Genomic DNA, 7490 nt, shown 5'->3' on the forward strand with positions numbered 1-7490 from the left:
AACTCATTTAAATCACTTTGCTATTAAGTACAAATTGATTCTTAGAGCGAACCAGATTGCTTGGCAGGAGCTTAAAAATATGGCAGCTTAAAATTGACCGTGCGTAACATGAGTTATAAAGGTGCTAAAGATAGTCAAGATCTGAAAGCTAAAATAACAAAAGATGGTGATAAGTTTTATTGGACTGATAACGTTGGTGAATCTGGACCTCTTACTATCTCTCCTGATCATACCATTACCCTTGATTATACTTATGTGGCTAAAAACCAAGAAAAAATTAGTGGTAAAATGACCTTCAAAGCAAAAGAAGATAATAGTTTAGAGGGTACCTATGCAGATAGTTTTGATAGTGGAACTATTTCTTGTGTTGAGCATAAGCAATAGCGGACAGCAGTTTATCCTTCTTCTCCTGTAGCTTGGTTACGGGGGAAGTTTATAATTATTCTTGTTTGCGGTATTTACTTAATGCATATTCACCCATATTTTTAGCGATTTCACCCTCAGCAAAGAATACCTTCCCGGAAATTTCTTTTTGTAATAGCTCTGCCTCTTCTTCATCATGCGTACGAACAATGACTTCTATTTTGGGATTAAGCTGATAGGCATATTGGATCATATTTCTTAGATGTACGGTATCGGATATAAGAATCATGAGTATGCTGGCATTAGCAATATGGCTTTGAACCAGTACCTCGGGTTCAGAGGCATTGCCATAAACTGCAGGCAAACCTTCGGCTCTTAGAGCCGAGATTATCTCCCTGTTTTCTTCCACTACGATATAAGGGATATTCGCTTGAGAAAGTAGTTGGGCAACATGTTTCCCAACCCGTCCATAGCCTACTAAAACGACTTGTTTTGCGAGAAACTCTTCTTTTGTAGTCGTGGGTAAGGCTGTTAAAGAATCGTTAGGACGTTCCAGAAAATGACACAATCGAGGTTTAGACTTTATCCAACCATGAAGGGGTTTTATTAGTTTAAATATAAGTGGGTTTAGTGCTATAGATATTAAGGCACCAGCAAGAATATAACTTTGTCCCTCCTTTGGGAGCATGCCTAAATCTACCCCTAGATCTGCCAGAATAAATGAAAACTCACCAATTTGCGCAAGGCTTGCTGACACGATTAAAGCAGTTTGTAAAGGATAGCGAAAAATAAGAACTAATATAAAAGCGGCAATTGATTTACCGATAATGATAATGCCTAGAACCATTAAAATTTGTAAGGGTTGTTGAATTAAAACTAAGGGGTTAAATAACATGCCCACAGAAACAAAAAACAGCACGGCAAATGCATCTCTAAGTGGTAAAGACTCTTCCGCTGCACGATGACTAAATGAAGATTCACGCATAATCATACCCGCAAAAAAAGCACCTAAAGCAAAAGATACACCAAATAATTTAGCAGCCAGGTATGCAATACTGATGGCTGCAGTAATCACACACAAGGTAAATAATTCACGCGAGCCCGTACGAGCAACCATCCACAGTAGTTTGGGGAAAAATCGTCGTCCGACTAAAAGCATCAATGCAATGAAGGTTGATACCTCGAATAAAGTTAAACCAAGAACAAACCACAGCGGTTTATGACCTGTATTTATAGTCGTACTATCCCCCTGCCAGTGGGTTAAAGGAGGAAGTAAAACCAGCACCACTACCATAGCTAAATCTTCGACTAGAAGCCAGCCTACCGCGATATGGCCATTAATCGACTTTAAAACCCCTCTTTCTTCCAGTGCCCTCAAGAGCACAACAGTACTGGCTACGGATAGAGAAAGGCCCAGGATGATGGCACTTTTAGAATCCCAACCCCAGAATAGGGCGACACAAGTGCCCATGAGTGTTGCTACAATAATTTGGACTAGTGCACCAGGAACCGCAATTTTGCGGACTCGCATCAAATCAGCTAAAGAAAAATGCATCCCGACTCCAAACATGAGCAACATAATTCCAATTTCCGCAAGTTCATTAGCAATCCCTACATCTGCCATTAATCCCGGGGTAGCAGGACCTATAGCAATACCTGCTAATAAATAACCCACTAGAGGGGGAAGCTTTAAACGGGCAGCGAGAAGACCAAAAAATAATGCTAGAGCAAACCCCATAGCAATGGTCGTAATTAAAGGTAGCGAATCATGCAATATGATAGTCCTTATATATGGTTGTATAGAAGAATACACAAATTCGTTTAAGGTCTGGAGAAATCAATTATCATCTTATCCCTAGGGTATTTTATCGTCTTAGCTAAATTTAATTCGTAAATTATAGGTCTAATTTACAAACTAGATCCCCAATTTAGGTACGTAATTATTTACCAGGATTATTTTTTATATTCACTTTTCTTTAAAAAAGAGATATTACCGGTTCTTTCTAAAATTGCTGAATCAATTAAGTCTAGATTTTCAGTATTTAATTTTTGTCGCAATTGCTCAAGAAGGTCATGCATACTAATATTGAGTTTGTGCATGTTCTGATTGTTAATTTCGCCATTTTTTATTAAATATTGTGGACGCCCTTTAAATAAAAACCCCAGCGTTTTAAAATGAAATGTTAGTTTGGATAAAATCCAATGCAGTATTAAAAGCATAAAAAAGGACTCAAAGGCAATCCCTAAAGGTGTAGCCCCAACAATGCCTCTACTTATTAATCCTCCGGATATAGTAATCATAAGAAAATCTAGAGGAGTATTTAAATTAAAACGATAGTTGGTGAAGCGTATAAACACCACACAGGAACAGAATAGTATTAAACAACGCAATGAGGAATAAAAGAAACCTGTATCATTGTTTAATAAATTAGCAAAATCCATTTTAACCTCCTGTTTAAACATCCATTATTAAATCAGATGAATGCTTATCCATCAAGTTAGAATTAGTTTGCTAAGTTGAGAGGAAGTTAGGTGCGCTAGGATGGTTTTTATATTTCTAGGGGGTAATGAATTAAGTAGCAGATTAATTTTTAAAATCATTATGTTATTCATTCTATTTTTTCTATTAAAATTACATCTGTGCTGCGGATAGTGGTTGCCTTTGTAGCGGTGAGTTGAGTTCCTGCAAGTTGTTTTTGTACGTCTGAAAATAAATCATAACCATGCTGTTTTAATGAGCGTAATAAAAAATAAGCTTTGCCCTTATTTGCAAGCGAGTTCGCTAGGGCAGCAATATAATTTTCAAAGGAGCTATCTAAGTAAAAGCGGCAACGGTTTTTAAAATTGGAGGGGGAAAGAATGCCATGCCCAGGTTGAAAATAGGGGGGATTACTAACAATCAAGTCAAACCTGCCTTGCCAATTTTTTGCGTGAAGGGCGTCATAATTTAAAACATGCCAACGAAGTTCTAATTCAGGGCGATTTACTTCGGCAAGGTTTTGGAAGAAATAATCCGTATAAATAGATTGAATTTCTACAAAATCAATCTGCCTAAGCGCTCGTAGACGCCAGGATAACTCAATACCAATGACTCCACAACCTGCACACAGATCGAGTACGCGCAGGGATCCTAAATCGCTATGTGATTTTATTTGGGAGGCGACAAAATCTGCTAGGTAAATGGATTCAAGGCAGAAATGATATTCGTCTGGTTGTTTATAATTATAGGTAAAACTCAACATATTCAAATACTTATAATGATTTATGGCTTTATATTTCGGCTGTTTTCCTTTTAGCCTGTAACAAAAGACAGCTTCTACTGATAAAAGAGGCAATTATAGTCTGGAATAGCCTTACTTCCAATGAACTTATTCGTTAACCTCCACTAGAAGTAGGAGAGTGGGCTTATTAATTTTCATCCTAAATGGATGGATATTAGATACTTATTGATAGCATACACCGGTGGGGCAGCCTAATTAGGCTCCCCTTGTTTTTTGCTATAGAGATTCATGTTCTTCATTCTAAATGATAAGTAAAATCACTGGGAAGGTGATTTTTTCCGTTCTCTAGACTCATTTTTATTTTCTTTATGTCTGCTTTATTAACATTCAGGGTATTAACATACAAGCTAGGGGTTTCAAGGCCGTTAATTTTATAAAATACTTTGAATGCATCGCTATTTTTATCATGAGTAAACGAGTAGTCCCATATTCCCATTGCGTCCGCTTTTCCTGACGCAACCATTGATAATGCTTGGGTTACATTCTTGGCTTTTATCCAATATACCGCAATCTTCTTTTGGGTAAGCGTTTGTTTGATAGCTTGATAACTGCTAATTGAATCGGTATTAAAAAAAACGATTTTTTTGTTAGTTAAGTCATTTAAATTGCTGATATTCGATTTCTTATTGGTGATTAAATAAGAACTGTAGGTTGCTGAGAATTTATTGGTCTCAGGATTTTTTTCAAAAACTTGTGCCAGTTTAGTCCAATTCCCCAGCTCTTTTAATTGTGAGCCAATTCCTACTTTGGCATAAAAAAAGCTGTATTTTTTAGGGTGCTTTTTCAGCACATTTAATGCTTCAGTGTAATCATAAAAGAAATCAACTTCCACTGGTTCATGAAGCGTATTTTGAATGGCGTTTACTTCAATAGCATGCAAATTTTTATGAAGGCTGGGATCATGACTATGAGCTATAACACCAAGATTGATGGGTTCTGCCCTACAATTAATGCTGATTAATCCGACACTTATTAAAAATAATGTTTTAAATAATTTAAACATAACTCTTCCTTAAGTATTAATTATTAAGTCTAGAGTAATTTGAATTCTGCTACAAGATAAAATTGTTTTATTAAAAATCACTCATATCACGTTTTTAACCTATCCATCATGAGTCTTTGCAGCTCATTCGAATAATTTTGATAACCTTACGTCAGCCATTGCTAATGGCGCAAAAATGCATTTATGGTTATTAAGTAATAAATTAGAACAGTTCTTTATTGGCTCAGCTATTATTAGAATACCGTTAAATTTAGGGAAATTATCAATGAATGATTTCATCCAAAGAACCATTAAGTTAGCCGCTGAAAATGTGAAAAAAGGGGGAAGGCCGTTTGCTTGCCTTATTGTAAGAAATGGGGTGATTCTTGCGGAAGCGACTAATCAGGTAGCTCAAACTAAAGACCCAACCGCTCATGCTGAGATTGTTGCCATCCGAGAAGCAACTGCTAAATTAAATACAGAACATTTAATTGATTGCGAATTTTATATACTGGCGCATCCTTGTCCAATGTGTTTGGCGGCAATGTATTATTGTAGCCCCTTAAAAGTGACTTTTATTACTACAAGAGATGATTATAAAAAATATTATGTAGATAATCGCAAATACTTCACCTTCGAAAATTTTTATGGAGAGTTTGCCAAACCTTGGCAAGAACGCAATATGCCTATGGTTTATCAGGCGGATCCTGATGGTATTGAAGTTTATAAGCTTTGGCAGCAAATTAATGAGCCTAGTAAGTAGAGGAAAATAGGCTATGGTCACGGACACATAAATTTATATTTGCCCACTCCACCTCATTTTACACCAAGGGATTAATCATTTTGCCAAATAGGCTGTTATTTTCTACAATCTAATTTGATTATTTTAATAATCAATTGCTTATCAATTTTAATAGGAAAGGATACCACTTAAATAAGGACGAAACCGAATGATAACTAATAAGAATTTGCTGTTAGTCTTGCCCTCTTTTTTTTCATGTGCTCTAAGTTTTGCTGCTCCATGCCCATTTGACCCATCAAAATCCTGTCAATTAATTACCGATATTTTGCAAGATAAAGCAAGCAGTGGCCTTAATTATTATGCTTCAACCAATTATGATCACCGAATGTCAGGGGAAATTAATGTCTATGATACCTCCAAAGTAATTAAGAGTACGGACGGAAAATTAACGGTACTAGCCGATTTGCTTAATGCTGGGTTTTGGAAAAGCGGTGAAATAATGACTCGAGCTAATCTTAATTCACCTCCATTTAATTCCCCTATACCATCAGAAGTCTGGACTACCAGTGAAGTAAAACATGGATATTTGGAAGTTAACATCAACTTACCTGTTTGTACCAAAAGTATTGATGGCCTTTGTCAGCAAAATAAAAATCCTAGCGCCTATAACCAAGGATTATGGCCTGCAATTTGGATGATGCCTACCTATGATTCGAATTGGCCGCAAAATGGTGAAATTGATATTATGGAAGCTTATCCTAAAAATACGGCTTTTAACCTGACCACAGGCGCACTGCATTTCAATGGAAACTCCCCTCAATGTGGCGGTGGCGATTGTCGTGGCTGGGGCTATTCTTTGGATTCCCATCAGTTTCCTCAATTAGCTTATGCAAACCCACACTCATGGGGATTTGAATGGGAACAAGATCCAAACAGTCGGAATGGCGGCTATATACTTACAGGCTATATCGATAATGTGAAAACCTGGGGGCCATTAAAAACAGACACACTACCTGCTGATGGTGCTAATGCCTTACAAAGAGGATTTAATGACCCCAATGGTGGCTATTATCTTATCGTTAATCTTGCAGTCGGCGGACCCTATGCCGGGGCACCTAATCCGCAAATGCAATCTGCAAGTATGAAAGTGAACAGCGTGAAAGTGTACCAGATAGGCTCTGCTCCTAGTGAGCAGTGTAATCCACCTAGAGATTTTTCATCATCTTATACTCTTGATAAGAAACATATTATATTGTCTTGGAGTTCTCCAGCCAACCCTGGGACTGTAGTTTCCTACCAAGTTAAGGATTGGGAAAAAAAAGTGTTATGGAAAGATAATAAATTAACTTGGACAGATAGCTCACTTCCAGGTACAGCCGGAAAATTTACCTATTTCTTAAGTTCAGTCTGCAATAACGGTGTCTCTCAAGATGTTCAGTATGATGTAATCATTCCTGAGACTCCTAAGTGCCTTCCTCCGACTAATATCAATGCAAACTATAACAGTGATAAAAGGCTCATCAATCTTAGTTGGTCGGCTCCAAGCCAAAGCCTACCGGTCACGAGCTACCAGGTTCGTGATTGGCTAAAGCGGGTACTCTGGCAAGGCTCATCAATAAACTGGATTGACCGCTCTTTGCCCGGGACTCCTGGAAAGTTTACCTATTATATCAATTCGGTCTGCAATAATCAGGATTCAGTCCTGGTGCAGAAAGATGTTAATATAAATTAAATAAACCTTGGTTTTTATCCTGATAAGATTACTCATACACTTGTTGAGTGTATAAATCTTATCAGGTTGTTTAAGGTAAGAAGTTATTATGGAACTTTTGACTTTAAAGGAAGGTTGATGAAAGGGCGTAAAAAGTGGACCTCAAGACTATTTTTTTCCTTTTTATTTGGTTATTATCTTCCAGTTTCATTCTATATTTCCAAGTTAGCCGCTGTGGATAATTGTCAATAGCTCCACACCCAAAAATCATAAAAAATAAATGTAGTGATGCAGGGTCACCTCATGAAAAATTTTGAGATAAGATAGTGGTTAAAATAGAATCATCCCATCCAGCATTTTTTCTGAGCCGCTTAATAGATTGCCTTTTCATCTGATTTTTAGTTAATTGAA

7 protein-coding genes are annotated in these 7490 nt (G+C 37.0%); 3 read left to right on the forward strand and 4 right to left on the reverse strand.

The features are described 5' to 3' along the window. The first annotated feature begins 108 nt into the window (after nt 1-108). The gene (locus tag ELY15_RS11960; protein WP_127100327.1) at nt 109-384 is read left to right on the forward strand and encodes a hypothetical protein; all 276 of its coding nucleotides are present in this window, start codon (nt 109-111) and stop codon (nt 382-384) included. A 55-nt stretch (nt 385-439) separates the two neighbouring features. Here the strand turns inward: ELY15_RS11960 and ELY15_RS11965 are convergent, their stop codons facing one another. From ELY15_RS11965 to ELY15_RS11980, 4 genes are all read right to left on the reverse strand, one after another. Continuing rightward, nucleotides 440-2137: a cation:proton antiporter gene (locus ELY15_RS11965; RefSeq protein ID WP_127100329.1), complete on the reverse strand. Its 1698-nt coding sequence runs from the start codon at nt 2135-2137 to the stop codon at nt 440-442. Nucleotides 2138-2316: 179 nt separating this feature from the next. After that, a complete protein-coding gene (locus tag ELY15_RS11970) occupies nt 2317-2805 on the reverse strand; it encodes a DUF421 domain-containing protein (RefSeq protein ID WP_158617468.1) in 489 nt (162 codons plus the stop codon). A 167-nt stretch (nt 2806-2972) separates the two neighbouring features. Then, a complete protein-coding gene (locus ELY15_RS11975; RefSeq protein WP_127100333.1) occupies nt 2973-3605 on the reverse strand; it encodes a methyltransferase in 633 nt (210 codons plus the stop codon). Nucleotides 3606-3879: 274 nt separating this feature from the next. After that, entirely contained in the window at nt 3880-4647 is a 768-nt protein-coding gene (locus ELY15_RS11980) for a PhnD/SsuA/transferrin family substrate-binding protein (protein ID WP_127100335.1), read from the reverse strand. A gap of 175 nt (nt 4648-4822) precedes the next feature. On the opposite strand from ELY15_RS11980, the gene ELY15_RS11985 reads away from it, so the two are divergent. Together ELY15_RS11985 and ELY15_RS11990 are read left to right on the forward strand one after the other, a co-directional pair. Next, nucleotides 4823-5389 (forward strand): nucleoside deaminase, encoded by a 567-nt coding sequence (locus ELY15_RS11985; protein WP_233586689.1) that lies wholly within the window; start codon nt 4823-4825, stop codon nt 5387-5389. 187 nt (nt 5390-5576) lie between these two features. Then, entirely contained in the window at nt 5577-7100 is a 1524-nt protein-coding gene (locus tag ELY15_RS11990; RefSeq protein ID WP_127100337.1) for a glycoside hydrolase family 16 protein, read from the forward strand. Nucleotides 7101-7490 lie beyond the last annotated feature (390 nt).

This window comes from Legionella sp. km772 (assembly GCF_003989735.1).
In the GTDB taxonomy this organism is placed as follows: Bacteria; Pseudomonadota; Gammaproteobacteria; order Legionellales; family Legionellaceae; genus Legionella.